Origin of the sequence: Kamptonema formosum PCC 6407, from assembly GCF_000332155.1 — a bacterium.
Lineage (GTDB): Bacteria > Cyanobacteriota > Cyanobacteriia > Cyanobacteriales > Microcoleaceae > Kamptonema > Kamptonema formosum.
This window is the reverse complement of record NZ_KB235904.1, coordinates 1,224,643-1,250,654: the sequence shown is the minus strand read 5'-3', so window position 1 is coordinate 1,250,654 and position 26,012 is coordinate 1,224,643. Positions and strand designations below refer to the sequence as shown.

The window sequence follows — 26,012 nt, the reverse complement described above, 5'->3', positions numbered from 1 at the left end:
AGAGCCTCGACTTAAGCACTATCTTGCTAGGAGGGTGTCATTCCTGAGCCATTGACCCTGACCGTTAGCCTCAGAGGCACTCGCGAAGTCAGGAATAACTATCAGCTATTTCGCTTGACAGGTTTACTGGACGCTTTTTCGGAGGCGACCTTTCGGAAAGTCCTGGACAAGTGTATTGAGGAAGGTCCAAAGCACGTAATTTTGGACTTGTCTCAAATAGACTTTGTTGACAGTTCCGGTTTGGGCGCACTTGTGCAGTTGGTCAAGAAAGCCCAAACTTTGGAAGGCACATTACAAATTGTCTCAAATCCCCGCGTGACCCAGACTGTCAAACTGGTTCGCTTAGAGAAGTTTTTATCTTTACAGCCTTCAGTGGATGAGGCGGTGAAAACTGTCAAGGAAGCTTGACAAACACAGGGGATAAATTTGGCTATCCGGTTCTTAATGCTGGATAGCAAATTTTTGTTGTCTTGCTGTAAAATAGCAATGGCAAGAAAAGATAAATGAGGCTGTGCGATCGCGGTATAGCTACCTAGCTACCCAAGTAATTAAAAAAGCAAGTGATTAAAGAAAAAAAAGTTTGGCGGAAGTCCTAAAACAGAATTTATGTCACCGATCGCAGACGATCCGCCAAGGCTGAGTCCGGCGGTCATGAGTTTGAAGCTTTTGGATTTAGAGGCGGGAAAGCTTGGGGAAATAGAAAGGATTTCACCAGCATCATGGGCTTATCTGGGAGATGCAGTCTATGAGCTGTTCGTCAGGATGTCCTACATAGTGCCGCCAAAGCGATCGCAAGCTTATCACGAGCTAGTAGTAGCGCAGGTACGAGCAGAAACTCAAGCTCGCCACCTGCGATCGCTCTCCCCTCACTTAAGCATCAAAGAATTAGAAATTGTCAAGAGAGGGCGCAATGCTACTGACCGCCGTCCTAAGCGGCTCGATCCCGAAATTTATCAACAGGCTACTAGCTTAGAAACGTTGGTGGGATATTTATACCTCACCGATCCCCAGAGATTAGCTCAACTGCTAGCCCTCATAGAACTTGACCAAGTTGCTAATGGCTAATGGCTAATGGCTAATGGCTAATGGCTAATGGCTAATGGCTAATTGCTAATTACCCATCTTCCCCATCTCCCCTTCTCCCCTTCTTCCGTCTTCCCTAGCCCCTAGCCCCTAGCCCCTAGCCCCTCTTTTTCCCATCTCCCACTCCTCCTTGTCTTTTTAAAGATGAAAAAACCTTCTAGACCGAACCTACAACGCAAACAGTCTGATAGTAAGCCTTTAAAGCTAAAGGGTCGCTATCTGGACGATAAACCAGCTTCTCGCGTCGAGCTAAAATCTCGTTCAGGGAATAGTAGTGTAACAGGGCCGATCAAGCGATCGCCCCATGCTGCTCAATCTCACGAACTCCCAATGCCAGTTGTTTCTAAAAGGGGCATAGTTAGAGCTGGGAATAGACCAGAGATAGTAGAAAAGAGCCATCTTAAAGATAGCGGCCCCGTTGACGAAACCGCCGCTAATCTCTCAGACGAAGAAACAGAGCTAATTTATGGTCGCCATAGCGTCCAGGCCGCTCTAGAAAAAGAGCGAACTCTTAATCGGATCTGGATTACCCCTCAACTCCGATACGATCCCCGGTTTCATAGCTTGGTCAATCAAGCTAAAGCCAATGGCAGCATTGTTGATGAAGTTGACTTCCGCCGACTAGATCAAATTACCGATCGCGCCATTCACCAAGGTATAGCCGCTCAAGTCTCTGCTTACGACTACAAAGAACTCAGCGAGTTGATCGCTCACGCTAAATCTGCTTCCGAGCAACCAGTGCTGGTAGTCGCCGAGGGTCTAAACGATCCCCACAACTTAGGAGCAATTATTCGGACAGCAGAAGCTCTGGGATCGCAGGGAATGGTGATCCCGCAGCGACGAGCTGTGGGGATCACAGCGACCGTGAGAAAAGTAGCCGCAGGAGCTTTAGAAAATTTCCCCGTAGCCAGAGTTGTCAACCTCAGCCGCGCCTTAGAAGAATTGAAAGCGGCTGGTTTTTGGATCTATGGCACTGCCGCAAAGGAGGGCAAAGCCATACACACAGTGCAGTTTACTGGCAAGTTAGCTCGACCAGTAGTTCTAGTTGTAGGCAGCGAAGGTGACGGTTTGAGTCTTTTGATACAGCGCTGCTGCGATGAATTGGTTTCAATTCCATTAAGGGGTAACACTCCGAGCCTTAATGTCTCAGTAGCTACTGGCATGGCTCTCTACGAGATTTATCGTCAACGTGGTCAATTAGGTTTCACCTTAATAAACAATCAGGGTGATTGAAAAAAGAAATGCAACAAAGTATAACAAAGTGTAAAGAACGAAGGCTCTCTGAGTTCCCGTAGCACCCTGGAAAAAATCAGCAAATTGATACAAGAATCATGAAAGAACTCTTAATTAGCTTGCTCAACTTCTTTGGACTGGCTTTGTGGGTGGAAGTCGTGACTGCGACTCCCCGCTGCACCTACTACTTTGGCCCTTTCCTAACGACTGCGGAGGCTAATGCCGCCAAAGTTGGTTACATTGAGGATTTGGAAAATGAAGGGGCACTAGGCATCAGTGCGTCGGTTAAACGCTGCAAGCCTGTCGATTTAACGATCGCCGACGACTTGGGAAAGATTGGTGAGCCAGGGGGCTGGCCAGTATTTAGCGGTCAGTCCTAGAAATTAGGACTTACGACTTGTGAGTTAACACCGTTCTAGCGGTATCTTTACTGCCGGGACGGTGGAGTTACAAACAATTAAGCAGTCACCGGGATGGAAAAGTAGGCTTTAAGGTGAGAGGATGTGTGGCGATCGTATCGGTCGCTGATATCATTGTCTGCCAATTTTGGGGACATCCGGAACACGAACCCAAATAAGCCACCCTCTGCCACCATAATTTGTGGCAAACGGGAACTGAGCGAACTGGCTGTTAGTTGTCCCAAGAGTGGCTGTCAATCCACTCGTCAATGTCAGCCAATAATTGGTCTGGGATCTCCCAAGGAAAAAGATGGGCTGTATTGGGGTAACAATACCACTGAGCATCTTTGAGGTGACGGGCTGTTTCTAAGCTTGACTCAGAGGTGATGTGACGATCGGCTTCACCTGCCAGAATTAAACAGGGACATTCGATCTGGGATAATTCCGCCAGTCGGTTGTATCCGGTTCTAAGGGCTTTATTTAGTGCTCCAGTGGCGGCCCTAGATGTCTGTAAGTAAGCGGGAGTAGCATCGGAAGCTAAGTATCGGTAGGCTGTGGCTGTGTGTTGCTGGATTAGATACCTGAAGAGCGAGCGCGCCCCAAAGGTGTTTATATTCCACTCCCAACTGGGTATCAACCAGTTGATGATTCCGGCGATACCAGTGTAGAGATAATCATCCCAGGCGATCGCGGGATGATTTCCTCTCGGTCTAGCAGCGGTAGCTACTAAAATTAGCCCCGTAACTCGCTGTGGGTAGCGGATTGCCAATTCGAGGGCTAAAATTCCTCCGAGTGACCATCCGAGTACCAAGCACTGCTGAATGTCAAATCTGTCTAGGAGTGCTTCGAGGTCGGCGAGGTGGTCTTCCATGTCAAAATTTTGGGTAGTACGGCTGCTACCGTAGCCGCGCAAGTCGGGGGAAAATGTCTGGAAACGCTGAGATAGGCGATCGGTAAAAACGGACATACATTGACCGGAACCGGGATGGCCATGCAGACAAAGTATAGGAAAGCCTTTGCCTTTGACATTAACGTTAAGTTGTAATACCATAACTTATCTATCTTTTAGGTGTAATTTGTATATTTATATTCATCGTAATTACCTGTAAAATCGAGTAAATTTAATACAATCGTGATAACTATGGATAATTTTATTTTTATACTTAGGAGTACTTACATAACGCCGCTTTAATTTTTAATTTAAAAAAGCTGTTTGTTGCGAACAATATAATCGGCAAGTTTAGTAATGCACTGGCGGATTTGTAAATCCCTACCGCTGCGATTATCAATCACAGTAATAATGTATCCCTCACCATCAATACTCATCGCTAAAGTAGTGCCAAGAACTAAGGAGTTTTCACCTGTTTTTTCTCCCAACCACTTAGCCTGAGTTCCTTCCAACGCAGCAAATCCCAATTTGCGATCGTACTGGCGACTTAAAGCATCTATTAACACCGAATTTCCTGGCATTTCGTGGTTATAAATTTGTACCATCATTTCCGTAAGTTCGTTGCTAGTCATGCGATTAGGGCCAGAACCGACATTAAATGGCATAGTTCTCTCCCCCATTAATTTGGAATGAACGCGAGTGACTTGATAGCCTCTATTTTCTAAAACTTGATTAATGTAATCTGTCCCTAAATAATCCATTAATTCATTAGTAGCAATGTTGCTGCTGTGGTCGATCATTTCTTCTACTAAAATTTTTAGGGGGTAACGTTTTCTAGATCGGATTTCTGATGCGTCTTCAGTGTAATTTCCGGGATTAACGTAGACTTCTTCGTTAATATTAATTTTTTCTTTAGTGACTTTGTGCATAAGTGCCACTGCGACTGGCACTTTGATTAAACTAGCTGGACTTCTAGGAGGCTGATTGCCTCGGAGGTGAATGCAGTTTCTAGAAAGACGACAAATAGAGATCATGGCTTCCTTAGACAAGCCACTTTCTATGGCGATTCGCCCTAAAATTTCTGATTTGGCACCATTTAATTCATCGTTAGCTGTATCTAAGTTTCGTTGATATTCTTGAATTTTAGAGTTTAATTTTGATGATTGAAATGAGTTTTGAGGAATTTCTCGCAGGTTATTGATGGCTTGTTGCCAGAGAAATTGTGCTTGTTGCTTGGTGGTAATAGACTGGTTTGGTAGACTTCCTATTTCTGAAGCTTGTTGGGCTCGACTGATTGCTTGTTCCCAGTTGTCATTTGCCCTTTGTTCTGAGAGAATTTGGACTTCTACGATCTGAAGATTTTGCCGCAGACTTTCGACGGTTTGGGGGGAAGGTTGGGGAAGGATGGAGGAAAAAAAGCTGGGTTGGGTTGGGAGGGATGGGTTTTCTAATTCGGCGATGAGGCGATCGCGCATTTGGTATAGTTCAGAAAGCGATCGGATGTTGGATGGTTGTGAGGTGGATTTTAGGATTGTTGCTACCTGTATCAATCCGATGCCGATGGCTATGGCTAAAGCTTTAGTTAGGTTTAGTTTTAAACGTGGAACCCCCATTGTTGACCTCTCAGACCAGGATAGATTTTATCTAAGCAGATAATGTGGCTCAAGTCAATAGAATGAGAGCGGGGTGTCGCTCTCTTGATAGTTTTGATATTTATCCTGATTGGGAGACTATTTTAAGGATTTATAAAACCTTTTCATCTCTGACTCAATTGAATTAGAATAAAACATGGATTTAAAAGTAAATTAAACAGGAATGGTACAATTGCAAAATGCAGTGCTGCAATTGATTAATGTTCAGTCACGAATTGCTAACTTACTTGCTTCTCTGGATGAAGATCGCCCAACTATTCTGAGAAAGCTAACCACCATTGAAAATAAACTGGACAGAATTTTAGACCAAGGAAACAGTAGTTTGTCCTACAAAAAGAGTTGGAGATTCAATTTCAATCCTGTTGCCTGCCAGAACTTTTGTGGTTAAATGTAAAGTTGATTTCATTATTCAAGTTTTAATTGGTTTTTACAAAATGTCTAGTTTAAGATTGTAACTATTAATTAGTAAAATGTCAAGATCGAGATAGATGATCGAGATAGCGATCGCTTCTTTTAAAGTTATGATATAATTACTAAGAGTTTACAACTAAACTTGTCCACTTCTTTTAATATAAAGGAGTAAAACCAGTGAAAATAGAAGAATTACTGCAAACAAGAGGAATTATTCACCGCGATCCAGAAATTATGAGCGGTGTACCTGTATTTGTCGGCACCCGCGTCCCCTTAAAGACTTTTTTCGACTACCTGGAAGGTGAAAGCGGTTTCACAGAATTTATTAATGATTTTCCTTACTTAGAAAGTCAGGCAATTAAAGTATTAGAAAATCTAACTAAGATGATGCTCTCGCTAGAAAGTAATAATAATGCTTATACTGCTTGATGAAAATCTATTGAGTCAAAAACTCAAGCAACCTTTCTTAGACGAGGGTCATTCAATCAGCAATGTTTATGACATGGGGTGGAGAGGCCTAAAAGACAGGGAAATTCTGGATAGATCGGAGACTCATCCTTTTGATGTTTTTATTACCGCTGATAAAAATCTCCCCTATCAACAAAATCTAGGAAGTCGTTTTATTAGAATTGTGGTATTAGATTCTAGCAGTACAAGACCCGACAATCTTCTACCTTTGATGAGACAAGTTAGCACTATGATATTATCGCTGCCAGTAGGTTCGGCAGTTCGTATTAATGATGCTGGGGATATTGTTTCGATTCTTCCTTGAGCGATTGCTGTTTCGCCCTTTTTCAAATAATCTAAAATAGCGCTCTCTCTTCCATTTTTGCCTTATACCAATTAGTTAAACCATTATAGTTACGCTTCAGCGCTCCTCAAACACTAAAGCGCAACTACTTACCAACTATTAAGAACGCAGGCGACTATAAGATACCCTCACAGGACGACAATGACCCGCATAACAATCTAAATCCAATTCGTGCCAGTAAAGAGTGGGGATACCCCAACCGCGTTGACCTGCGTGCTCTTTTCCGAGTAATTGGTTTTCCAAATAAGCGCTAGGAGACTCGTGCTTATCTTTCCGCCAATAGGGAACTGTAAAGGAACCAAAAGCGTGACGATACTCTTCTGAATCTACCAAAGCTGATATCATTGCTCCTACTCCCTGACGGATAAGCAACTGATCGCTTCCTCGAATTTCCTCTTCATTTTGCGGCGAACGTCCTAGAAAATGCTTAAAAGCATTTTCAATGAATTTAAGATTAGAACTGTTCTCGTAAAACCGTTCTAAATAAACTGGACAAAGTGCTAAGGTCTTGAGAAAGTGCCGAATGCCAATCTTCCCTTTAATAAAAGATGTCTCTAACTCCGCTAACTTGCGACGTTCGGCTAAGTATGGTTGGCGTTCTAATACCTGCTGATAAATTTGTTTGATCATCAAGGAGCGTTCTTCAGCAGAAGCTTGTTGATTGGCTGTGATTCGTGTTTGTAATGCCATTGTCTTTACTCCCAAGTGCATTTTGATATTGTGTCAAAACCCAGAATTCAGTAATTGTAGATTCCTTACAGAATTCATATTTTTCTTAACTTTTGCACCCTTCTAGCTAATGTCTTAAATACTAAATGCTCGAGCGATCGCTTAAACTTTGACTGCGCCTCGCTGCACTGTTGCCATCAGTTTAGCTGGTTTATCTAAAGCTTGCAAAACGATATCTATGTAAGGTAAAACTAACTGGCTAGCTGCTGTTGGTAGTTGCTCTTTAAGAATTTCCTCAAGGCAACAATAAGCTTTGAGACAAGGAAGGTTCTTCTGATGAGCCTCTAGAATATTTGCTAACCACAAGCTTAGGCATTCTTTAAAAAACTGTTGGTCATCCCGCAGAATTGCCAGGGCTGTGATGCAAATAGTCATTTTCATGTCATATATACAGCGCTGAGAATGCTTTTGCACAATATCAGGGTGTACTAACATGAATTTTTTCATCGCCTGCGTTACCAGACTATCGGATTTCTCTCGTAGAAGTTCATAAGTTTTTGACCTGACAGAGAATGTTTGCACATACCGTTGCATTGCCTGAAGCTCTGTACTATTGAGATAGCGACCCTCACTTTGATTGATTATAGTCTCCCAGGCGGCATTAATTCCGGGCATTTTCACAGCCTCTTTTTTGACTTATTACTTTTAATTTGATGCCAAAATGTTGATAAGTCAAGGGTTTGATGCAATTGTTAATATTGTGAAAGAATCATAAAGTTATCGATTTGCCCAATCTTCTCCGAGCCGAATGGTTAAGTCTGAAGCGATTTCACCTGTAGAATTTGCTTCAATTTTGCCACCGCCTAAAGCTTTTTTGAGGATGTCGGCTGCTGCTAAGTCCCCACGCTGGACGATAATCTGGCTCTGGCGCTGTCGGTCTGGCCAATCTTCGGCGACTGAGATATTATCAAATCCTTTGTCGGCGAGATATGTGGTAAGGCGTGTAGCTGCTTGGGGATTGCTAGAAGCGTTTTGGATAGAAATTTTGAGGTCGCGGGGCAAGATGGGGTCGTATTCGCTGCGCGATCGCCCTGTGAGTGCAAAATCAGGAGCGCCAACCTTAAAAAATTGGGACATAACGCGATCGCGTCCTGCGGGGTCTACAATCCAATAACTCCGAAAGTCTTCCTCACTAGAACTCGAACTGCCAGGTAACATCACCATTTTGAAGTTATCTCGATCCAATTGCAGACCAAAAGTCCCCAGAGTCAGGATTTCCTCAAAACTGAGATTGGTGTCAACGTACTTTTGCATCACGCGGATAATTTGCGGTAAACGCGGAAGCGTTGCGGGACTGCTAAGGCGTTTCCAAACAGATTGGATTAAACTTTGTTGTCGCTGGATGCGGCCGATATCTCCTAACCCATCATTGCGGAACCTAGCAAACTGATCTGCCTGTTCTCCATTCAGGGTTTGCCACCCTTGCACTAAATTAATATTTAACTGCTGGGCGTTGTCCGTGTAGTTCATCGCACGGGGTACGAATACGTCTACGCCGCCTAAAAGATCGACTAATTCCCGAAATGCACCCGTACTTACGCGGACATAACGCTCAATAGGCAGATTATTGAGAGTATTGCTAAGGACTTTGGCTGTTAAAGCTTGACCCCCTTGAGCGTTAGCTTCGCTAATTTTGGTTTGACCAATATTGGGAAGCTCGACTTGGGTATCTCGTGGGATGGAGAGTAAGTTGATAGAGCGATCGCTAGGATCGATTCGCACTAGCAATATTGTATCGCTGCGACCGTTAAAGGCTTGGGAAGAATTGGGGGAGGCTTCTGGTACGCGATCGACTCCCATGACTAAGATGTTAACAGGGCGAGATAGGCGGTATTCAAGGCGGTTGGGTGCTCCCGTGAATGTGTCATAGGTGTCTAGGGCCTTGGAGATGATTTCAGGCTCTACAGGGGCGATCAGAGCGGTAATTGCGCCAAAAATTGCTCCAAAGGTGGCTGATGCAGTCGCGATTAATAATAGAAGAAAGATCCAAAACAGCGATCGAGCTACCTTGGGTTGTGGGCGTGAGGGAATCATAGGTCTTAATTTTAGATTTTTGGTTTTAGATTTTAGATCGCGTGGGATAGCGGGGGAAGGGCGACCGTGGAACATTGATAGCAAGGGATCGGAATGTTAATGTTAGGACAGATTTAGTATCAGAGGGCGAGTTAGAAAAGTTGCAAAACTTAGACCTGAGAGGGTAATGAGGTCAGCGATTTTAACCACTTCCCCTTTTTAGTCAAGCTGTTTAATTTTGACACTCCCCGGTCTGTCATACGCAGGGATTCTTAAGGACAAAATGAGGGGGATGAATCCCGCCAAAGTTTAATTCTTAAAGGGTTTGTCAGCAACCCGCTACCCACTCGCTCAATAATTGAGTCTGTGGCTACTTTTGATTTGCGGATGATATTTGCCGCGCCATTAACATCTGCATTCAGAATTAATTTCTGAGCCGAACGGTACAAACCTCGTTTGATTCTTTTACCTGATGGCTGCCAATTGTCGGGTTTTTCACCAACTTTCACTGGCAGACAATCTCGGTCTTTGGGCAACTTACGTTTAGCGTGTTCTGATTGAACTCGCGCTTTTTGCTTGTTAAACCATTGGTTCCAAGACTTCAATTTGTGACCATCGACAATAAAGGGATTACCATTACTAGAAACACAGGTCAACCAGTTATTGATACCATGATCGATGCCTAGAATTCCCGTTACTTCCAAGCTGCAACTAGGGGCTTGTTCAGTCAGAGATTCGTGGACATATTCAATCCATACCTCACCATTTCTAGGGATTAGCCTGAGTTCTTTGAGCGGGCAACCTTTGATGCGTTCAGGTAATGGAACCCAGAGAGCATCTGCCCCAAAGTGTTCTTTTCCTTTGGTTCCCAGAGGTAGTCTCACTCGATTGCCGACTATTTTCAAGGCTTGTCCCGGATAAGAGACTTGGTACATACCGCCTTTGGTTCTATATTTGGGTAGTCTCGGCTTTTGATTAAGTTTTCCTTTCTTAGCCAGCCTTTCTAAGCCTCGGAAAGAGCTAAAGGATTCGGCGACAGATTTGAGGGATTGTTGAGCTACTTGTGAGTGAAGCAATCCGTAATTTTCATTGGCTTTGGTTATTTTGTACAGTTCGGGATATTTAACTGCGCTTCTATCCCTAAAGTATCGTTGCCGACTTTCGTAAGTTCCCACATTAAACAAATTGTTCGACCATCTCAATACTTGCTCGACAATAGATTTATCGCGCCCTGTTAAATGCCAGATATCTTTTTGCACTGCATACATTTGGTTTCACCTCCTTTGATTTATTGTACTATACTTGGAATATCTAACTGGGAGACTAAAGTCTCCCGTCCCCTTTCATCCCTGGACTAAAGTCGCAGGGTTTTCAGGGTATTTCTTATAAAATACGCTCTCATTTCCCCATTACCGAAATTTTTTATGACTAGCAAGGAAGAGGCGATCGCGAAGATCGAAACAATTTTTAATGCCGCATCCGATCGCTTTGACGCTCCAGCCTTATCTTTCTGGAGTCGTTTTGGGCAACAAACGATCGATCGACTTTCGCTTAGTTCTGGAGATCGTGTTTTAGACGTTTGTTGTGGGACTGGTGCTTCTGCAATTCCCGCAGCAATATCTGTAGGTGCGACTGGACAGGTGCTAGGTATAGATATTGCCGAATCCTTACTGGAACTGGCACGCAATAAGTCACAGCAGCAAGGTCTTGAAAATATAGAATTTCGATATGGCGATTTTGAAAATCTAGGGCTACCCAGCGAGAGTTTTGACGCAATTGTTTGTGTTTTCGGGATTTTCTTTGTTCCAGATATGATTGCAGCAGTTCGAGAACTTTGGCGAATGGTTCGTCCTGGGGGGAAACTAGCGATTACTTCCTGGGGAGAGAAAGTGTTTGAACCTGCAAACCAAATATTCTGGAATACGATTGAGGCGGAACGTCCAGACTTGGTTAAAAAATTTACACCCTGGGATCGTATTAGCGATCGCGCCTCGCTCAAGGCACTCCTAGAAGCGGGTGGCGCGACACAGATAGAGGTTTTTGCCGAAGCTGTCACCCATGAACTGAATTCTCCTGAAGATTGGTGGACGATGATTTTGGGTGGGGGGCTCAGGGGTACGATTGACCAATTGAACTCAGTGGCAAGGGAGCGTGTGCGACAAGCGAATCTGGAATTTCTGCGGACTAATGAAGTTCATAAACTGGAGGTAAATGTCTTGTATGCGATCGCGCAGAAGTAAGTCATTCGAGGCTGCTAAAAAATTCAGGAGTAACAACTATATGGCAGATATTTGTTTTACTAATAGAGAAAAAATTCTGGAAATCATCAATACATCAAGTCGGCTTAAATATCTTCTGACTTTTACGTATAAAATTTCGCTCGATGATATTATTTCCGTTCGAGTAGATGGTGACAACTTCAAGATCGATGTCAATACTGAAGCAGATATGTTTCGTTTCAAAGCCAAAAGTTTAGATAATGTAATAATGAAAAATCCTGAAAGCGAGATTATGGAATTAAAATTCGATCCAGCATTAGCGCAAGCTATTTACAACATTGTGGATGAATATGTGTAGTAAGTAGAAGGAAGAAGGCTTTGCCGCGATCGTCAGCCATTTTGCTATTAAAATTAAATCATGCAAACTCTAAAATCCTAAATAAATTATGATTCCTGTTATTCTCGCTGGTGGTAAGGGTGAACGTTTCTGGCCTTTGAGTCGCAAACATCGACCAAAACAGTTTTTGAGTCTGGATGGCAGTGGTAAGAGTTTGTTGCAAGCTACGGCTGAGCGTTTATTGCCGTTGGCTGGGGGTTGGGATGGTTTGTGGGTGGTGACATCTGCACAGTTGGCGGATGGGGTGCGGGAACAGTTACCCTTATTGCCAGTCGAGAATTTGTTGGCGGAACCGGAGGGACGGGATACGGCCCCAGCGGTGGCGTGGACTGCGATCGAGACTTCTCGGCGTTATGGTGAAGATGCGGTGGTGGGATTTTTCCCGGCAGATCATTGGATTGCGGAACCGGAGGTGTTTGAGGCGACTTTGGCGGCGGCGGCTGAGTTGGCTGTGAGTAGGGATGCGATCGCAACTTTGGGAGTAAAACCTAGTTATGCTTCGACTGGCTACGGCTATATTGAGCAAGGTGAGGAAATTGGTAGTTTTGGGGGATTTCCAGCTTATCGGGTGGCGAGGTTTACGGAAAAGCCTGATATCAAGACGGCTGAGGAATTTTTAGCTACTGGTAGGTTTAGTTGGAATGGCGGAATTTTTGTGTTTCGGGTGGGGGTGGTATTGGCAGAGTTGCGGGATTATGTACCGGAAATGATGGCGGCTTTGGAAGCGAAGGGTGCGGCTGCTTATCACGATTTGCCGAAGATTAGTATTGATTATGCGTTGATGGAGAAGACACAGAAGGCTTACGTTTTGCCTGTGGCTTTTGGTTGGGATGATTTGGGAGATTGGAATGCGATCGCGCGTTTGTTGCAGGGAGATAAGGCTAATGTAGAGTTAGCAAATCATGTGGGAATTGATACGAGTGGGGGAATTTTTTATGCGGCGGATGATGCTGAGGTAATTGTAACTATTGGTTTGGAAGATGTGGTGGTGGTGCGAGATGGGAATGTGACTTTGATTGTGAAGAAGGAGAGGACTCAGGAGATTAAGAAAGTATTGAAGGTTTTGGGGGAGGATGCGACTTTGAGAGATTTGCTTTAATTACGATCCTCGTTCAATAACTTATACCAATTCTCCAAAATTATGCAACAGTAGCTAGGGCTGATAAAATATAGTCCCATCCGGCTATAGATGCTATTTCTTCTGTTGAAAGTTCTCCCAGAAAAACGCAAACTTTTTCTTTAAGACCCTCTAGATTTTCATAGATTCCCCAACTTAGTTCTTGTTTTATGTGTAACCATATTCTCTCAATTGGATTCAATTCAGGGCTGTATGGTGGTTGAAAAATTAGTAGAATATTATCGGGTATTTTTAGCCTACTACTTTGATGGAACTTTCCATTATCCAATTGGATAACATTAGTAGGCTTTAAAATTCCATTGAACTTTACCTATTGGTTTGACTCCTAAAGCTGTAATTCTTTTCCTTTCAATTGTTTTTAAGCCAATTCTTGTTTCATCTTGACACCAATATTGTTTTAACCATCTATTTACAGTTATCCTATGTACCCCTAAACGTTCTGCTACATCTGTAAGGCTGGGACTTAATCCCGCTTTTAACCAATAAAGTGCCTGAATTTTTTGTCGGTTAGTTATAGTTCGCTGCTGCGACAAAATTATTTTTAACTCCCCAACGCTTAAATCAATTCTTTCTTGGTAATTTACTTTCATGCACCACTCCTCAAAATCTCATTGTTATTATAGCATACTTTTAGGGAAATGGTATTAATTTGGAGCTTGCCTATCAACAAGTTTCCAACTTACAGTTATAGCGCTTCGCCCTGGATGGCAAGCTTCAACCAGAAAAAGTAAAACATTGACTTGACTATTTGACTAATTAGCTATATAGTAGTATTAATGGTGCAAATTGCACCAACTTAAGAACGAATCCAAAATGGACAACACTTTTCCCCTCGATAGTCCTTCCATATCCCGTCGGCAATTGCTCAATTTTTTGACGGGTGCAGTCGTGGCCTCCACTGCGGGAGCCGCACTTTATCCAGTAGCCAAATACTTGATCCCACCCACAGAAAGCGGCGCAGGAGGAGCAATCATCGCCAAAGATAAATTAGGCAATCCCATTCCTGCCAGCCAGATATTAGCAGAACCCCCTGGAACTCGCGCCTTAGTTGCTGGGTTAGCTGGCGAACCTACTTATTTAATTGTCAAACAAGACGGCGCGATCGACAATATCGGAATTGTCGATAACTGCACCCATTTAGGTTGCACATTTCCTTGGAATGAAACCGACCAACAATTTCAATGTCCCTGTCATGGTTCTCGCTATAGTCCTGATGGTTCTGTCGTGCGTGGGCCCGCACCTCTCCCACTGAAATTAGTTCGCGTCACCGTTGAAAACAACACAATTTTTATGGCTCCTTGGACAGAAATTGACCCGCGAACTGGGAATGCTCCCTGGTGGGTTTAAGCATAAATCAATTAATCAACAGTAGGACAAAATTAATGTTTCAAAACGTAACTGAATCTCTAGCAATTGGTAATGTTGTTTCCCAGGAAGAACTGAGAGAAATTCACCAAAAAGGCTACCAAACCATCATTGATTTGTGTACAATCAGTGAAGAGAATCAATTGAATGCAGAACAAGTCAAACAACTGGGTTTTGAATTTATTAGTCTGCCCATCGATAGACTAAACTTAACTCCAGCCACTCTCGAAGGCTTTATCCAAGCCGTTGATGCCGCACCCAAACCAATTTATACGCGATGTGCGTCAGGTTTACGAGCCGGAGTAATGACTTTATTAACTTTAGCTATTGAACAAAACTGGACGGAACAACATTATTTAGAGCGTCGGCAGGCTTTGGGACTGGAACACAAGCCTAATTGTCCCTTGGAAGCTTATGCTCATCAGTATTTTCAGTCCCAGAAAACCTCAAAAGTTTAGTTAGTTTTCCATCTGAATCGAAATCTCAGTTAAAGATTTTCAACCATTGAAAGTAACTGACGCATTAAGCCTAAATTATCAACACTTTAAAGAGCAGGAGCAGCTATGAAAATCGCCTTAGCGAGTCAAAATAAAACAGCGATTACAGAACACGCTGGACATTGCCGCAAATTTTGGATTTACGAAACCAACGCCACAGAAATTCTGGGCAAGCAACTTTTAGAATTATCTCCAGCACAATCTTTTCACGATAGTTCACCCGATGAATCCCATCCATTAGATGATATACAAGTTTTGATTGCTGGGGGAATGGGACGCGGTTTGGTGGAAAGGCTGGAACGCAAAGGAATTGCAGCAATTGTCACCAAAGAAACCGATTTAGACAAAGCGGTGAGCGCTTATCTTGATGGTTCTTTAGTGAGAGAAGAAGCAGAATGTCACGAACATGGCGGTGAACACAAACATGAAGAAAAACACGATCATAAACATCGTCACGAACACGGTCATCAACATCATCACGAATGTGCAGCAGAAGGTGGCAATTAAGATTGTCAAAAAATGTTGGTGAGTTGAAATTGAAAAGAGGTTTTCAATGGCATCTATATCTTTAATGAAACCAAGTCTGGTTAATCTCTCCCCTCTAGAATTCACTCAGTTATCTAACCGACCTTTATTAATTGATGTTCGCAGTCAGTTAGAGTATGCCACAGGTCACGCTCCTGGTGCAATCAATCTCAGTTTACCTCGAATTTTGATCGGGAGAATTTCTTGGCTTCGCAAATGGATTTTACCCCAATGGTTTCGAGATTTGCCCCAAGATCAACCAATTGCTGTTATTTGTTTAACATCTCACCGCAGTCCAATTGCTGCCGACTTTCTGATTAAGTCAGGGTTTGAAGCGGTTTTTAATATTACTGGCGGTATGGTAGAATGGCGGCAATTGAAACTAGAAATAGCAATGGGTAAAACTTGAGCATTTAATGGTGGGGTATATTACCCCACTAACTCATTTCCCAGAAGCTTTTTAACCTAGTAAAATTCTCTAGTTCGTTGCACTTTTTCTGAGATCATCATGTGGGCAAGTTCAATCACAGCTTATTTCCATTACTTAGGCTTCATGCTAGCCTTTGCATCTCTGACAGTAGAGATGTTCAACTTAAAAAAAGAAATGACACTTGATGAAGCAAAAAGAGTGGCTTTTGCTGATGCAGCTTACGGGATAGCTGCGACGATAATTCTAGTGACAGGAGTTTTGAGAGTTCTCTACTTTGGCAAAGGAACAGATTATTATCTAAATAATCCCTTTTTCTATGCTAAAATGGGTGTGTTTATTCTAGTCAGTTTATTTTCCCTATATCCAACATTCACCTTTATTTCATGGTTTAAAGACTTGCAAAAGGGTGAGGCTCCCAGTTTAGAGATTGCCCAGGTAAACCGACTATCTTGGCTAATCAAAGGAGAATTATTCGGTTTTACTTTATTGCCACTCCTAGCAGCAGTTATGGCGAGAATGAGCGGGTGGAACTGATGTAGATAACTGGCGGCAATGTAGCGAGTTTATTTAGTTCTAAGGATAAAGATATGCGAAAATTTTTTCTGAAATTATTGATGGGAACGTTATTATCTATTTGGATTTTAGCGATCGCACCCATGCCACTCATAGCACTTAGTTCTATACCTCAAACGCAGTTATCAGCAGCGATCGATAATTTTTTGAATTCTCTTCCCGGCGATTATTACACTGTGATGAAAATCCAGGATCTCAAAAAGATAATTGCCAGAGATAATCCTCTATTAATTGATGTCAGACAGCCTGCTGAATACGCAACTGGTCACATTCCCAATGCCATTAATATCCCCTTGCCAACCTTAGCTGAAAATCTAGATAAAATTCCAAAAGTTCGCCCTGTAGTTCTCTATTGTACAACGGGCTATCGAACGGGAATGGGAGTTATGACTTTGGAAATGTTAGGATATACTAACGTCCGGGCTTTTCCTCCTAGCATTCAAGGTTGGAAAGCCGCAGGTGAACCTTTGGAAAACAAATCCATATAAAATTATTAAGTAAATCCATCTAATTAAACATAAGATAAGGATGGCTAAAAAACTGACTGTATAAACATTCTTCCTTCTCTCCTAGATAACTAAATCCTTCTTCCTTCTTCCTTCTTCCTAACAACGCTGATAACGCATTCCGGGCAACTGCGAAACTAACTCTAATAATTCTAGCTGTAAAAGCGCACTAGATACCTCTCCCGGTGCTAAACCTGCTCTTTCAACAATCAAATCAAAAACAGTAGATTCAAACGGGATCGCCTCCAATACTTTCGCTAAGTCTGGCTCTAAAATAGGCGGCGGATTTTCAGGAAATAGCGACAACTGTTGAGGAGAATTTAATTGAGCAGAATCTAATTGAGCAGAATCTAATTTTGGCATAGCCCCCAGCATTTCTAACAAACGCTCTTCACTTAAAAAGCGATCGTTACTAGGTAAAATAGGATGAGCACCTTTACTCAGTAACTCCAAACATCCAAAAGAGCGCTCATCGTCTAATCTCGCAGTTAAAACATAAACATCTCGACAAAAATCATTAGCCTGATAAGCAGTAATCAAAGCACCCGATTTCTGCGGCGCTTCCATTACCAATACCGCCCGACTTAAGCCAGCAATAATCCGATTGCGTTGGGGAAAATGAGTTTTATAAGGTTTGGTTCCCGCCGGATATTCGCTAATAGCTAATCCTTGCTCTAAAACTCGTTCAGCTAGCTTTTTATTCGCAGCAGGATAGACAATATCAACACCAGTGCCAAAAATTGCTAGAGTCCTTCCACCGCTGTCTAAACAGCCTGCATGAGCTTCTGTATCAATGCCGGCGGCTAATCCAGAAACAATGGTAAAGCCTCTTTTTGCCAAGGCTGTGCTAATTTTACGAGTCCAACGTTTTCCGTATTCAGAAGGCGATCGCGTACCGACAATCCCAACAGTCGGCGTAATACCGTGATTTTCTTTCAGATCGACATTACCACGATAATAAAGCACAGGTGGTGGATTCGGTATTTCTAATAGTAAACGGGGATAATCTGTATCGGCGGGTGTCCAGAAACAGGGGTTTTTCTTTTGATGTTCTTCGAGGAATTGTTCGGGATTAAGACAGGATCTTTCCCCGATGACTGTTTCAATTGTCTGCTTACCAAATCCATTAACTTGCTGTAAATCTGCTGGTTTTGCTGCCCAAGCATCTGTTAAATTACCAAAGTGTTGCTGTAATCTGTGCAGGGACATTGGCCCAACACCTTTTATTTGCGACCAAGCTAACCAGTAGGCACGTTCTCCGCTCAAATAAGTACCCTCAAAACAACTAACAACTAACAACTAACAACTAACAACTTTTAAGCTTTCCAGCCCCTAAAACTGGCGTAAATATAAGCAATAACTTCGTTGATCACTGTCCGAAATCCTGTGCTAGAATTCCACCATAACTGAGGCTCGTAATCTTCCGCTTTGCCTGCGATTACGCCTACTTCTACTTCAGGACTCAGAACAGCTTTAAACAGCATCCAACTCCTGCGGGCATGAGCTCCCAATGTATAAATATTAATCGATTTTACCTTTAAATCAGAAGTTGCCAGCCAATCTTTTAGTGCTATGGCGGAGGCGGTAGTTCGGTATTTAATTACATAGGGTGCAGGCACAGCTATCAGTTTATCTTTATCCAGCCCTCGTACAATGCAAGAAGCGGCTGTTAGTTCGGCATAATTCTTATATTTAGCGAGATAGTATCCTTTGCCTACAGGTAAACCTGTGGTAATTAATTTACTGTAGCCCCCTTTTTTGAATTCTGCGATCGCGCTATCTACTGCATAGTCTGGCAACCATCCTTCTACTACTAATACATCAGCTTTTACTGGCGCATTTACTGCTAAGAATGGATAAATATTTCCGATTATTAATATCGTGGAAGCTATTAAAGAGATAATGATAATTATCCAGCCTTGCCATGTAATTACCCATACCTCTTTTCGCTGGAGTAGTTGAATTTTAATTCTTTTTTTTGATTTGTGGTTCTGCATTAAATTCAAGAAATTGTAGCGCAGGCAAGACATTAGCACATTTAGGTGAATTACTTTTTTCCCAATCAGGCAACAGATTATGTAACGGATTTAAAGAAGTAATTACCAATTACCAGTTACGATCGCGGATTTTACCGATTACACGGATTACACGGATTAGTTAGAGTCACGATCGTTTAGTCTGTGAAATCAGAGCAATCTGTAAAATCTGTGTATCCCAATTACCAATTACCCATTACCAATCAACCTGATTTCTGCGAGTGTAAGTAGTCAAAAACACTTTTATCGCCGATGTCTTGGGGGATGGGTTGAAATAATTTTCTCAGCCCAAATATCAGAAACAAAACTGCCCATAATGCTAGCAAAAATTGTTCCTTGTTAACTGACAAAAAACCCATGATATGTCCTAAAATCAGAAAAGGAACAACAGGTGTTAAAAATTTGGTTTCTAGACGGTTGAAACAAAATGCTTCCTTGAAATAAATTCCCACCAAGGCAGCGAAGGTAAAGCCAATACCCCAGAGCGAGCTAGGGTGATTATAAACTGCTAAAGCGAGGGGTTCGCTGCTTTGTAAGGTGAGGACAAGTGCGGCGATACCACCGATCCCCCAAAATAGTTGGAGAAGGCGGTGTAGCAGGATCATGTAAATGTGAATAGTGGCTAAGCTAACGCCTAATGCTAGAGAAAAACATACGTAAATTGGCGTTAAAGCTTGCTGTACAATTGGGTTGTCACCTTGCCAAAGTACGAGTACAGTGCCGATCGCAAAACAGATGGCTGCGACAATTAAGCCGCTGCGATAGATGATAACTCCGGTGCGATCGCTTTCCTCGATCGTAAATTCCCCAAAGTGTCCTTGGTAGACTTCCGGTTTAGATGAGTTCAGTAATTGCGTCATAGCTTGCTCCTATTTCTCAACCACTAAGGTACTACTGCCAAGATATACTTTACTAATAAACCTGCATTAGTGGCTAAAGTCATGTCTAAATTTGACGATCGACCAAATAAAACCAAATCCGCAGCAGCTAGCCCACAGCTCCAGCCGATTCAGCTTGATGAGACTATTGTAGCAGGAAGAAAGCAAAACATAGAGAGAAGCCTAAAAAATATATTTGAGAGTTTGCCTAACGTTCACTTTTTCGATCTGGAAGGCGAGGATGACGATCTAGAAGAAAACAACTTTGACCTCGATGAATTTGAGCATAAAATTCAAAAGATTCTCAATGTAAAAAATATTGATGTTAGTGAGAAAACTTTAAAAAAGTATTTGGAATTTTTGAAGAAAAATATTAAGATGCCTTGCAACCTTACGGGGCAAGAAGAATTTGTTTGGGAGGAGGAATTTGTTTTTGGTCGTGGTAATAAAAAAGAGTATGAAAAGCTGAAAAAGATTCGACCCTCTTATAGTGATGTATTCAAACTCCTGCGTTTCGAGGATTTGATTTCGGAGGAAGTGGGTATTCTTGTAGAGGTGCAGCGTGTCTCTGATGGCAAAAATTTCACATTGCCTGTCGCTGATTTGGAGGCGACTGAGGAAGATTCGCCCAACAGGGATTTATTGGATGATTACGCGATTTGGTTTTTTAATTATGATTAATAAAAATGTTAATTGTTAACTGTTAATTTTTAATTTTTATGGGGTGCGATCGCACCCCATGATTATTAAGGAGTGTAAGTCACAGCAGAGATAGGCGATCGCGACACCGTAGCCATTGCTTCCACCAAACTGCGAACAGCGGCCACCATTGCAATTTCGCTGTTGAGTTGGTTGATAGCACTACCTACGCCAACGCCAGAGGCACCGGCGGCGATTGCCAGAGGTGCAGTGACGCTGGAGATCCCGGAAGCGCAAAGCACTGGTACTGAAACGGCGCGAGAGATTTCGTAGGCGGCGGCTAAGGTTGGGCTAGCTTTTTCCATCAGTCCCAAAACCCCAGGATGTACTGGTTTGGCGCTGGTTCCGCCTTCTGTCTGAATGATGTCAGCACCAGCTTTTACCAAGTCTAGAGCTAATTGTACTTGGCGATCGAGTTCCAAGATGTGCGGGACGGTGACAGAGAGGGTAATGTGGGGAAGGAGCGATCGCGTCTCGCGAGTTAACGCTAACACTTCCTCAGCTTCAAAACGGCGACCTTGAGCGTAGAAACTGTCAAAGTTACCGATTTCAATCAAATTAGCACCCGCAGCAACTGCGGCGACAAATTTCTCAGGTTCTACAGCAGATACGCAAATCGGCAGATTTGTCAATTTACGAGCCATTTGCACTAAGTTGACATCGGCGGCAATATCGATAAAGCTTGCGCCGCCCAGATCCGCTGCTTTAACGGTAGCTGCGACTCGATCGACATCAAAATTGTTCAAACCACTGATAATTTTAAGTGCTCTGCCTTGCTCGAAAGCACGTTGCAATTTAGGATGTACGGTCATGTTGGTTTTCAAATCCAAAAATTTCTCAGGATCATTGTGACACGAACTAGGAACTGAAGCACTTAGGTTGGGAAAATTTGTAGATATATAAGATAGAGGCAGAATCGTTCAGAGGGAATAAAACTGTGCATATTAGGATTTTACAAGGTAAAGGACTAAAGATATGAACACATTTAAGTCTATAACCATTGAGGGGTTCCGCCGCTTGTTTTCGGCGGAGGTGGAAATGCGGCCTCTGACAGTGATGATTGGTGCTAACGGCGTTGGGAAAACTTCTTTTTTAGAAATATTCTCACTTCTAGCAGAATCGGCCAAAGGTCAGTTACAATCCAAAATTTCAGAATTAAGTGGTCTGACTCTTTGTGAGGGGGATTTGATTACTTGACTGCGCGATCGCTTCCCTAATTCTGACAACAAAAAACCCCCAACGGTGGGGGTCTCACGATTTCTATTCATACTCTAACGGGTTAACTTAACCTCTGACTTGAGCCTTAGCGGTAGTCAGTGCGAACGGGGTCGCGATCGCTAGTGGTACTGTTATAATGCACTGTTTCTTCTCGTTTGCGGGGAATCAAACCCAACAAACCAGTCAAACCTAACAAACCTAACCAACCCCAGTCAAAGTCATTATCGATATCGGCATCATAAACATCCGCTCGAGGGGGGGTTGTAGTGGTGGTAGTGTTGTCAGTATTTGGAGAAGTATTAGTCTGAGCTGAAGCGGGAAGAGTAGCAGGTAGAATCACTAAACCCGCTGCCATCACACTCGCACCAATTACCTTAGATAAATCAGAACTTTTCATAATTCAAACTCCGCTCTCGTTGAACAATCTTGCACTCTTTACAACAATACCGATTCCCCACAGAAGTAGAATCTCTCTAGAGCAGTAAATGAGTTGAGTGTAAACTCTCACTGTAGGGAGATAAAATCCCAATCTTAGGCAATTTTAATCGGCAAATTCTGGCAGTGTTCGCTGTTAACTGACTCCAATTTTAGTTATAAAAAAATTAAGTTCTCGCTCGATGTAAGATTTTATCTGTGTTTTTCTTACTTAAGATAGATTGCAAAAATATGCTAAGGTGGTAATAGTTTGAAGATCATAGAACTGCTCAGACTATTAATATTTTCTCAGTTGCTTAAACCCTTAATTTTATTCTATTTTCTTTCTCTTCCCTTGTTTCCCTAGTCCCCGATCTATTTTTATCTGTGCCTATGAGCGGTTACTTTTTGAAAAAAAACTCTAGAGAATCAATTATTTGTCTTTATACTACTTGCTCAATTACCATAATTTTATCAAGCATTCTCCCAATATTTTCTAAATTTATTTGCCAAATTCAATTTTAAAATTATCTGTAGCAAAGTCTATCCCTGTAAGTAGTTTAAATCTATCTAGATCGCATTCAAAAAACTTGCTAAAATAGAAGTGAGCGTTGTAAATTTGGCTACCCCCGATACTTCTAAAAGCAGAATGCTGTTAGTATGGTGGAGGGTTGTTTTCAATCGCGAGTAGCCTACCAGCTAACAACAGTATCTATAGTAAGCAGGAAACCGTGCCTAAACCCAAGCATATTGTTTTAACCTCCCATCCCGGCAAAGCAGGCGCAAAATCGATGCCGATTCACTGGGGAGAAAGCGATCCCCTCAAGCGCGGCCCAGTTATTGGCACGCTCAGCAAGGCAACTCACCGTAATGCAATCGGTACTCATTCCGGTTCCTACTCTGTTTATCGGGCGCTAGCGATCGCATCTGGTACACTCCAAGCCGATCACCGTCCCGATTTTACCAATACCTCGCCCGCCGAACGCATCGGCCCCCATCCCAGTTGGAGCGATCGCCACAAAATTGTCTGCCTCGATCCCTTTGGCGCAATGGTAGGCGAAGTTTACGCCACATTTTACGAGCAAGGCTATGATATTCGCCCCTCAATTGCTATTACTAAAGCTCACATTAATATGCCAGAGCTGCAAGATGCTATCGCCAAAGGACGAGTGCAAATTGATGGTAAAATAGTCAAAGAAGGTGGCAACTTAGTAGTAACTAAAGTTGCCATAGATCCCGTCTGGTATCTCCCAGGAATTGCCCATCGGCTCAAGGTTGAGGAAAGCCATTTGCGCCGGATACTTTTTCAGCAAACAGGAGGGATGTTTCCTGAGTTAGTAACCAGACCGGATTTACACATTTTTTTACCCCCAATTGGCGGGATTACAGTTTATATTGTCGGAGAGATTGCTAATATTACTGACCCTAACAAACCACTCGCCGTCCGCGTACACGACGAGTGTAACGGTTCCGATGTTTTTAGTTCCGATATTTGCACCTGTCGGCCTTATTTAGTACACGGAATTGAGGTTTGCATTCAAACTGCTTTAGAGGGAGGTGCTGGTGTTATTGTTTACTTCCGCAAAGAAGGAAGAGCATTAGGAGAAGTGACGAAATTTTTAGTTTATAATGCCCGGAAACGGCAGGAAGGCGGCGATCGTGCCGATGCCTATTTCACTCGCACTGAATGCGTAGCTGGCACTCAAGATATGCGATTTCAAGAATTGATGCCAGATGTACTGCACTGGTTGGGAATTACCCGCATTGACCGCTTAGTATCCATGAGCGATATGAAATATAATGCAATTAAGAATTCTGGCATTGAGGTAATTGAGCGCATCCCCATTCCTGAAGATTGGATTCCCGCAGATGCACAGGTAGAAATTCTTGCTAAGAAAGCTGCGGGTTACTACACACCAGACAAAGTACCCGATGCTACAACTCTGGCGGAAACAAAAGGACGGAGTTTAGCAGATTAGCATTGTAGAGGCGCAATTAATCAGGGGCTAAGAATTGCGCCTCTACAATAATTATTGTATCTTTTTGCTTGCGATCTAAAAATCATGGCTAATTTGCGTTCTACTGTGATCATGAAAACTGATATTTGCGGGTATACCGCTAGAGTAAAAACCTTATCTCAAGGGGCTTTAAGTAGCTTATTAAACGAACATAAAATTTTCATTTCAGATATTAGTGCTAAAAGTGAAGGAAGTATTATCAAAGGTGAAGGAGATTCGTTTTGGATTATTTTTCCCAGCGTGACATCAGCGGCATTAGCAGCCATAGAAATGCAGCAAGAATTGAGGGCACAGCAGTCAGGAAAAACTGATGATGACCGTTTAGCAATTCGCGTATCAATCACCTTGGGAGACGTATTACATCAGGATAAAGATATCTTTGGCAATACAGTTAATTTAACAGCAAGAATAGAATCAGTAACGCCTCCCGATGAAATATATTTATCCCAAGCGGCTTGGTTAGCACTTAATAAAGCAGAAGTGCAAACATCTTTTGTAAATGAGTTTTCCTTAAAAGGAATGAGCGAACCGGAAAAAGTATACAAAATAGATCAAGAACACAAGACAAGAATTGTTAAAAACCAGGCAGTTATTAAAGCCGACTTGAGAGGATTTATCGCGTATCAAGAATCAAATTCGATACAAGATGTAGAATATTTATTGACGAATTTTGATATGTTTGAAAAGACAATCTGCGAAGAATACGGCGGCACAATTCGCAATGTTGTCGGCGATTCTCATCTTTTAACTTTTCCCGAAGCTCACTCAGCTTTAGCAGCAATGGAAAACCTATGTGAAAACTGGAAACTTTTTATTCAAACTCATCAAATACCTTGTGGTTTATCGATTGGAATTGCTAAAGGTAATTTATATATTTTTAGGTCTTGCACCTATGGAAAAGATATTAATACTGCGGCGAGACTAGAAAAAGTTAGTGGCATAGTTTGTCCGGGTACGGATAAAAATTCTGTGGTAGCTTCAGAACAGATCAAACGGGAAGTTAGCGGTTCTAAGTGGGAATATAAATTAATAAAAATTGATAAGAATGTAATTTTAGATAATATTATGGATTACAGTCATTTTGATTTTTTTAAGGAGAATGAAGTTTATCGGTGTCTAGTTGATTAAAAGCTTGTGCTAAGATTAATATAAACTTGTCATAGAGCTCGCTTCGATTATGCCTCAAACAATTGCTATTACAAAAGCCATTACAAACCTCAACAAAGCTCAAGAACAATTCAACATCATTCTGGCAAACGATCCTCAATTTTTCACCGAATGGCTGGATGATTTACCTGAACTGACAGAGGCTGAAAAAAACTTACTAGACCGCTTAAAAAACCGCTATCTTTATTATGCAGCAGACGGCTTTATTCTCGAAGCTACCGTTAACATTATTACCTTATCTCCTCTTTTAGAACTATTGGGATTTTGCGATCCACCATTTAAAATTCGAGGGGAGAAGTTTGTCAAAATAGAGATTGAAAACGGAGATACCGTATTAGAAGGCTTTATTGATACCTTGGTTATCAAAAACTTATTATGGGTCGTGTTAATAGAAGCTAAACAATATAGTTTTAGTGTTTTACAAGCACTACCGCAAACCTTGGCTTACATGATGGCAAATCCTCACCCTGAGAAGCCTACTTTTGGGATGATAATGAATGGTGAAGATTATATATTTGTCAAGTTCGATAGCCAATTACATCAGTATGCAACATCAAAAAAATTTACCCTGGTTAACCCAGAACAGAATGAACTATATGATGTAGTGCGAGTGATTAAGCGAATTATTGATTTGTATGCAAATGGGTAATCGCCTTGATTCAAGAGCTCGCGATTAGTTTGACAATTTGATAATAATATAATAGGATTATTAA

35 protein-coding genes are annotated in these 26,012 nt (G+C 42.3%); 21 read left to right on the top strand and 14 right to left on the bottom strand.

The window, feature by feature from the left end; all coding sequences use genetic code 11:
- The first annotated feature begins 51 nt into the window (after positions 1-51).
- The 4 genes from OSCIL6407_RS0122575 (at position 52) to OSCIL6407_RS0122560 (ending at position 2,696) form a co-directional block, all read left to right on the top strand.
- The gene (locus tag OSCIL6407_RS0122575) at positions 52-408 is read left to right on the top strand and encodes an STAS domain-containing protein (protein ID WP_007358338.1); all 357 of its coding nucleotides are present in this window, start codon (positions 52-54) and stop codon (positions 406-408) included.
- Between the two features lie 198 nt (positions 409-606).
- On the top strand, positions 607-1,065 hold the full coding sequence (locus OSCIL6407_RS0122570) for a Mini-ribonuclease 3 (protein ID WP_007358339.1): 459 nt from the start codon (positions 607-609) through the stop codon (positions 1,063-1,065).
- A 162-nt stretch (positions 1,066-1,227) separates the two neighbouring features.
- Entirely contained in the window at positions 1,228-2,316 is a 1,089-nt protein-coding gene (rlmB, locus tag OSCIL6407_RS0122565) for a 23S rRNA (guanosine(2251)-2'-O)-methyltransferase RlmB (protein ID WP_007358340.1), read from the top strand.
- Between the two features lie 98 nt (positions 2,317-2,414).
- On the top strand, positions 2,415-2,696 hold the full coding sequence (locus OSCIL6407_RS0122560; protein WP_007358341.1) for a DUF1816 domain-containing protein: 282 nt from the start codon (positions 2,415-2,417) through the stop codon (positions 2,694-2,696).
- 77 nt (positions 2,697-2,773) lie between these two features.
- On the opposite strand, the gene OSCIL6407_RS34700 is transcribed toward OSCIL6407_RS0122560, so the two are convergent.
- The 3 genes from OSCIL6407_RS34700 to OSCIL6407_RS0122550 form a co-directional block, all read right to left on the bottom strand.
- Positions 2,774-2,959 (bottom strand): hypothetical protein, encoded by a 186-nt coding sequence (locus tag OSCIL6407_RS34700; protein WP_148288913.1) that lies wholly within the window; start codon positions 2,957-2,959, stop codon positions 2,774-2,776.
- Complete coding sequence (locus tag OSCIL6407_RS0122555) at positions 2,947-3,765, bottom strand: alpha/beta fold hydrolase (RefSeq protein WP_007358343.1); 819 nt, start codon at positions 3,763-3,765, stop codon at positions 2,947-2,949. Before OSCIL6407_RS0122555 ends, OSCIL6407_RS34700 begins: the two co-directional genes overlap by 13 nt.
- 149 nt (positions 3,766-3,914) lie before the next feature.
- A complete protein-coding gene (locus OSCIL6407_RS0122550) occupies positions 3,915-5,216 on the bottom strand; it encodes a serine hydrolase (protein ID WP_007358344.1) in 1,302 nt (433 codons plus the stop codon).
- A 202-nt stretch (positions 5,217-5,418) separates the two neighbouring features.
- Between OSCIL6407_RS0122550 and OSCIL6407_RS0122545 the strand changes: the two genes are divergently transcribed.
- From OSCIL6407_RS0122545 to OSCIL6407_RS0122535, 3 genes are all read left to right on the top strand, one after another.
- Positions 5,419-5,643 (top strand): hypothetical protein, encoded by a 225-nt coding sequence (locus OSCIL6407_RS0122545; protein WP_007358345.1) that lies wholly within the window; start codon positions 5,419-5,421, stop codon positions 5,641-5,643.
- A 200-nt stretch (positions 5,644-5,843) separates the two neighbouring features.
- Positions 5,844-6,095: a DUF433 domain-containing protein gene (locus OSCIL6407_RS0122540; protein ID WP_007358346.1), complete on the top strand. Its 252-nt coding sequence runs from the start codon at positions 5,844-5,846 to the stop codon at positions 6,093-6,095.
- Entirely contained in the window at positions 6,079-6,438 is a 360-nt protein-coding gene (locus OSCIL6407_RS0122535; protein WP_007358347.1) for a DUF5615 family PIN-like protein, read from the top strand. The genes OSCIL6407_RS0122540 and OSCIL6407_RS0122535 overlap by 17 nt, the downstream gene beginning before the upstream one ends.
- Before the next feature lie 138 nt (positions 6,439-6,576).
- Here OSCIL6407_RS0122535 and OSCIL6407_RS0122530 read toward each other — a convergent pair whose 3' ends face one another.
- The 4 genes from OSCIL6407_RS0122530 to OSCIL6407_RS0122515 form a co-directional block, all read right to left on the bottom strand.
- Complete coding sequence (locus tag OSCIL6407_RS0122530) at positions 6,577-7,167, bottom strand: phycobilisome rod-core linker polypeptide (RefSeq protein WP_007358348.1); 591 nt, start codon at positions 7,165-7,167, stop codon at positions 6,577-6,579.
- Positions 7,168-7,308: 141 nt separating this feature from the next.
- Positions 7,309-7,821 carry a globin family protein gene (locus tag OSCIL6407_RS0122525; protein WP_007358349.1) on the bottom strand — a complete coding sequence of 171 codons (513 nt, stop codon included), beginning with the start codon at positions 7,819-7,821 and terminating at the stop codon, positions 7,309-7,311.
- A 102-nt stretch (positions 7,822-7,923) separates the two neighbouring features.
- Entirely contained in the window at positions 7,924-9,240 is a 1,317-nt protein-coding gene (locus OSCIL6407_RS0122520) for an LCP family protein (RefSeq protein WP_007358350.1), read from the bottom strand.
- 251 nt (positions 9,241-9,491) lie between these two features.
- The gene (locus OSCIL6407_RS0122515; RefSeq protein WP_007358351.1) at positions 9,492-10,487 is read right to left on the bottom strand and encodes an RNA-guided endonuclease InsQ/TnpB family protein; all 996 of its coding nucleotides are present in this window, start codon (positions 10,485-10,487) and stop codon (positions 9,492-9,494) included.
- A 156-nt stretch (positions 10,488-10,643) separates the two neighbouring features.
- On the opposite strand from OSCIL6407_RS0122515, the gene OSCIL6407_RS0122510 reads away from it, so the two are divergent.
- The 3 genes from OSCIL6407_RS0122510 to OSCIL6407_RS0122500 all read left to right on the top strand — a co-directional run bounded on the left by OSCIL6407_RS0122510 (position 10,644) and on the right by OSCIL6407_RS0122500 (position 12,934).
- Positions 10,644-11,459: a class I SAM-dependent methyltransferase gene (locus tag OSCIL6407_RS0122510; RefSeq protein ID WP_007358352.1), complete on the top strand. Its 816-nt coding sequence runs from the start codon at positions 10,644-10,646 to the stop codon at positions 11,457-11,459.
- A complete protein-coding gene (locus OSCIL6407_RS0122505; RefSeq protein WP_234708835.1) occupies positions 11,440-11,796 on the top strand; it encodes a hypothetical protein in 357 nt (118 codons plus the stop codon). Before OSCIL6407_RS0122510 ends, OSCIL6407_RS0122505 begins: the two co-directional genes overlap by 20 nt.
- Before the next feature lie 88 nt (positions 11,797-11,884).
- Positions 11,885-12,934 (top strand): mannose-1-phosphate guanylyltransferase, encoded by a 1,050-nt coding sequence (locus OSCIL6407_RS0122500; protein ID WP_007358354.1) that lies wholly within the window; start codon positions 11,885-11,887, stop codon positions 12,932-12,934.
- A 40-nt stretch (positions 12,935-12,974) separates the two neighbouring features.
- Here the strand turns inward: OSCIL6407_RS0122500 and OSCIL6407_RS38375 are convergent, their stop codons facing one another.
- The gene (locus OSCIL6407_RS38375) at positions 12,975-13,241 is read right to left on the bottom strand and encodes a transposase (RefSeq protein WP_019487691.1); all 267 of its coding nucleotides are present in this window, start codon (positions 13,239-13,241) and stop codon (positions 12,975-12,977) included.
- Positions 13,242-13,251: 10 nt separating this feature from the next.
- The gene (locus OSCIL6407_RS36750) at positions 13,252-13,563 is read right to left on the bottom strand and encodes a helix-turn-helix domain-containing protein (RefSeq protein WP_019487690.1); all 312 of its coding nucleotides are present in this window, start codon (positions 13,561-13,563) and stop codon (positions 13,252-13,254) included.
- Between the two features lie 223 nt (positions 13,564-13,786).
- On the opposite strand from OSCIL6407_RS36750, the gene petC reads away from it, so the two are divergent.
- The 6 genes from petC (at position 13,787) to OSCIL6407_RS0122460 (ending at position 16,851) form a co-directional block, all read left to right on the top strand.
- Positions 13,787-14,320: a cytochrome b6-f complex iron-sulfur subunit gene (petC, locus tag OSCIL6407_RS0122485; RefSeq protein WP_007354828.1), complete on the top strand. Its 534-nt coding sequence runs from the start codon at positions 13,787-13,789 to the stop codon at positions 14,318-14,320.
- 35 nt (positions 14,321-14,355) lie between these two features.
- Positions 14,356-14,796, top strand: a complete 441-nt coding sequence (locus OSCIL6407_RS0122480; protein WP_007354829.1) for a fused DSP-PTPase phosphatase/NAD kinase-like protein — start codon at positions 14,356-14,358, stop codon at positions 14,794-14,796.
- A gap of 105 nt (positions 14,797-14,901) precedes the next feature.
- Entirely contained in the window at positions 14,902-15,342 is a 441-nt protein-coding gene (locus tag OSCIL6407_RS0122475) for a NifB/NifX family molybdenum-iron cluster-binding protein (protein ID WP_007354830.1), read from the top strand.
- Between the two features lie 46 nt (positions 15,343-15,388).
- On the top strand, positions 15,389-15,769 hold the full coding sequence (locus OSCIL6407_RS0122470) for a rhodanese-like domain-containing protein (protein WP_007354831.1): 381 nt from the start codon (positions 15,389-15,391) through the stop codon (positions 15,767-15,769).
- 99 nt (positions 15,770-15,868) lie between these two features.
- Positions 15,869-16,324, top strand: a complete 456-nt coding sequence (locus OSCIL6407_RS0122465) for a DUF2214 family protein (protein WP_007354832.1) — start codon at positions 15,869-15,871, stop codon at positions 16,322-16,324.
- Between the two features lie 53 nt (positions 16,325-16,377).
- A complete protein-coding gene (locus tag OSCIL6407_RS0122460; protein ID WP_007354833.1) occupies positions 16,378-16,851 on the top strand; it encodes a rhodanese-like domain-containing protein in 474 nt (157 codons plus the stop codon).
- A gap of 117 nt (positions 16,852-16,968) precedes the next feature.
- On the opposite strand, the gene dprA is transcribed toward OSCIL6407_RS0122460, so the two are convergent.
- The 3 genes from dprA to OSCIL6407_RS0122445 all read right to left on the bottom strand — a co-directional run bounded on the left by dprA (position 16,969) and on the right by OSCIL6407_RS0122445 (position 19,765).
- Complete coding sequence (dprA, locus tag OSCIL6407_RS0122455) at positions 16,969-18,135, bottom strand: DNA-processing protein DprA (protein ID WP_026103824.1); 1,167 nt, start codon at positions 18,133-18,135, stop codon at positions 16,969-16,971.
- Between the two features lie 50 nt (positions 18,136-18,185).
- Positions 18,186-18,866 (bottom strand): YdcF family protein, encoded by a 681-nt coding sequence (locus tag OSCIL6407_RS0122450; protein WP_007354835.1) that lies wholly within the window; start codon positions 18,864-18,866, stop codon positions 18,186-18,188.
- A 242-nt stretch (positions 18,867-19,108) separates the two neighbouring features.
- Positions 19,109-19,765, bottom strand: a complete 657-nt coding sequence (locus tag OSCIL6407_RS0122445; RefSeq protein WP_007354836.1) for a DUF2301 domain-containing membrane protein — start codon at positions 19,763-19,765, stop codon at positions 19,109-19,111.
- A gap of 69 nt (positions 19,766-19,834) precedes the next feature.
- On the opposite strand from OSCIL6407_RS0122445, the gene OSCIL6407_RS0122440 reads away from it, so the two are divergent.
- Complete coding sequence (locus OSCIL6407_RS0122440) at positions 19,835-20,464, top strand: hypothetical protein (RefSeq protein WP_456077493.1); 630 nt, start codon at positions 19,835-19,837, stop codon at positions 20,462-20,464.
- Positions 20,465-20,529: 65 nt separating this feature from the next.
- Here OSCIL6407_RS0122440 and OSCIL6407_RS0122435 read toward each other — a convergent pair whose 3' ends face one another.
- A complete protein-coding gene (locus tag OSCIL6407_RS0122435) occupies positions 20,530-21,294 on the bottom strand; it encodes a DUF561 domain-containing protein (protein WP_007354838.1) in 765 nt (254 codons plus the stop codon).
- 163 nt (positions 21,295-21,457) lie between these two features.
- Here OSCIL6407_RS0122435 and OSCIL6407_RS0122430 point away from each other — a divergent pair, with 163 nt between their 5' ends.
- Positions 21,458-21,679 (top strand): AAA family ATPase, encoded by a 222-nt coding sequence (locus tag OSCIL6407_RS0122430; RefSeq protein ID WP_007354839.1) that lies wholly within the window; start codon positions 21,458-21,460, stop codon positions 21,677-21,679.
- Positions 21,680-21,785: 106 nt separating this feature from the next.
- Here the strand turns inward: OSCIL6407_RS0122430 and OSCIL6407_RS0122425 are convergent, their stop codons facing one another.
- Positions 21,786-22,097 carry a WGxxGxxG family protein gene (locus tag OSCIL6407_RS0122425; RefSeq protein WP_007354840.1) on the bottom strand — a complete coding sequence of 104 codons (312 nt, stop codon included), beginning with the start codon at positions 22,095-22,097 and terminating at the stop codon, positions 21,786-21,788.
- 748 nt (positions 22,098-22,845) lie between these two features.
- Here OSCIL6407_RS0122425 and OSCIL6407_RS0122420 point away from each other — a divergent pair.
- The 3 genes from OSCIL6407_RS0122420 (at position 22,846) to OSCIL6407_RS0122410 (ending at position 25,948) form a co-directional block, all read left to right on the top strand.
- A complete protein-coding gene (locus OSCIL6407_RS0122420; protein WP_007354841.1) occupies positions 22,846-24,093 on the top strand; it encodes a GTP cyclohydrolase II in 1,248 nt (415 codons plus the stop codon).
- Positions 24,094-24,177: 84 nt separating this feature from the next.
- A complete protein-coding gene (locus tag OSCIL6407_RS0122415; protein ID WP_007354842.1) occupies positions 24,178-25,260 on the top strand; it encodes an adenylate/guanylate cyclase domain-containing protein in 1,083 nt (360 codons plus the stop codon).
- Positions 25,261-25,309: 49 nt separating this feature from the next.
- A complete protein-coding gene (locus tag OSCIL6407_RS0122410; protein WP_007354843.1) occupies positions 25,310-25,948 on the top strand; it encodes a hypothetical protein in 639 nt (212 codons plus the stop codon).
- Positions 25,949-26,012 lie beyond the last annotated feature (64 nt).

Excerpts from the sequence above, each read along its gene's own strand:
- OSCIL6407_RS0122570 (WP_007358339.1), top strand. The coding sequence starts at position 607 with ATGTCACCGATCGCAGACGATCCGCCAAGGCTGAGTCCGGCGGTCATG.
- rlmB (WP_007358340.1), top strand. The coding sequence starts at position 1,228 with ATGAAAAAACCTTCTAGACCGAACCTACAACGCAAACAGTCTGATAGT.
- OSCIL6407_RS0122560 (WP_007358341.1), top strand. The coding sequence starts at position 2,415 with ATGAAAGAACTCTTAATTAGCTTGCTCAACTTCTTTGGACTGGCTTTG.
- OSCIL6407_RS0122555 (WP_007358343.1), bottom strand. The coding sequence starts at position 3,765 with ATGGTATTACAACTTAACGTTAATGTCAAAGGCAAAGGCTTTCCTATA.
- OSCIL6407_RS0122550 (WP_007358344.1), bottom strand. The coding sequence starts at position 5,216 with ATGGGGGTTCCACGTTTAAAACTAAACCTAACTAAAGCTTTAGCCATA.
- OSCIL6407_RS0122545 (WP_007358345.1), top strand. The coding sequence starts at position 5,419 with ATGGTACAATTGCAAAATGCAGTGCTGCAATTGATTAATGTTCAGTCA.
- OSCIL6407_RS0122535 (WP_007358347.1), top strand. The coding sequence starts at position 6,079 with ATGCTTATACTGCTTGATGAAAATCTATTGAGTCAAAAACTCAAGCAA.
- OSCIL6407_RS0122530 (WP_007358348.1), bottom strand. The coding sequence starts at position 7,167 with ATGGCATTACAAACACGAATCACAGCCAATCAACAAGCTTCTGCTGAA.
- OSCIL6407_RS0122525 (WP_007358349.1), bottom strand. The coding sequence starts at position 7,821 with ATGCCCGGAATTAATGCCGCCTGGGAGACTATAATCAATCAAAGTGAG.
- OSCIL6407_RS0122520 (WP_007358350.1), bottom strand. The coding sequence starts at position 9,240 with ATGATTCCCTCACGCCCACAACCCAAGGTAGCTCGATCGCTGTTTTGG.
- OSCIL6407_RS0122515 (WP_007358351.1), bottom strand. The coding sequence starts at position 10,487 with ATGTATGCAGTGCAAAAAGATATCTGGCATTTAACAGGGCGCGATAAA.
- OSCIL6407_RS0122510 (WP_007358352.1), top strand. The coding sequence starts at position 10,644 with ATGACTAGCAAGGAAGAGGCGATCGCGAAGATCGAAACAATTTTTAAT.
- OSCIL6407_RS0122505 (WP_234708835.1), top strand. The coding sequence starts at position 11,440 with ATGCGATCGCGCAGAAGTAAGTCATTCGAGGCTGCTAAAAAATTCAGG.
- OSCIL6407_RS0122500 (WP_007358354.1), top strand. The coding sequence starts at position 11,885 with ATGATTCCTGTTATTCTCGCTGGTGGTAAGGGTGAACGTTTCTGGCCT.
- OSCIL6407_RS36750 (WP_019487690.1), bottom strand. The coding sequence starts at position 13,563 with ATGAAAGTAAATTACCAAGAAAGAATTGATTTAAGCGTTGGGGAGTTA.
- petC (WP_007354828.1), top strand. The coding sequence starts at position 13,787 with ATGGACAACACTTTTCCCCTCGATAGTCCTTCCATATCCCGTCGGCAA.
- OSCIL6407_RS0122480 (WP_007354829.1), top strand. The coding sequence starts at position 14,356 with ATGTTTCAAAACGTAACTGAATCTCTAGCAATTGGTAATGTTGTTTCC.
- OSCIL6407_RS0122475 (WP_007354830.1), top strand. The coding sequence starts at position 14,902 with ATGAAAATCGCCTTAGCGAGTCAAAATAAAACAGCGATTACAGAACAC.
- OSCIL6407_RS0122470 (WP_007354831.1), top strand. The coding sequence starts at position 15,389 with ATGGCATCTATATCTTTAATGAAACCAAGTCTGGTTAATCTCTCCCCT.
- OSCIL6407_RS0122465 (WP_007354832.1), top strand. The coding sequence starts at position 15,869 with ATGTGGGCAAGTTCAATCACAGCTTATTTCCATTACTTAGGCTTCATG.
- OSCIL6407_RS0122460 (WP_007354833.1), top strand. The coding sequence starts at position 16,378 with ATGCGAAAATTTTTTCTGAAATTATTGATGGGAACGTTATTATCTATT.
- OSCIL6407_RS0122450 (WP_007354835.1), bottom strand. The coding sequence starts at position 18,866 with ATGCAGAACCACAAATCAAAAAAAAGAATTAAAATTCAACTACTCCAG.
- OSCIL6407_RS0122445 (WP_007354836.1), bottom strand. The coding sequence starts at position 19,765 with ATGACGCAATTACTGAACTCATCTAAACCGGAAGTCTACCAAGGACAC.
- OSCIL6407_RS0122435 (WP_007354838.1), bottom strand. The coding sequence starts at position 21,294 with ATGACCGTACATCCTAAATTGCAACGTGCTTTCGAGCAAGGCAGAGCA.
- OSCIL6407_RS0122430 (WP_007354839.1), top strand. The coding sequence starts at position 21,458 with ATGAACACATTTAAGTCTATAACCATTGAGGGGTTCCGCCGCTTGTTT.
- OSCIL6407_RS0122425 (WP_007354840.1), bottom strand. The coding sequence starts at position 22,097 with ATGAAAAGTTCTGATTTATCTAAGGTAATTGGTGCGAGTGTGATGGCA.
- OSCIL6407_RS0122415 (WP_007354842.1), top strand. The coding sequence starts at position 24,178 with ATGGCTAATTTGCGTTCTACTGTGATCATGAAAACTGATATTTGCGGG.
- OSCIL6407_RS0122410 (WP_007354843.1), top strand. The coding sequence starts at position 25,310 with ATGCCTCAAACAATTGCTATTACAAAAGCCATTACAAACCTCAACAAA.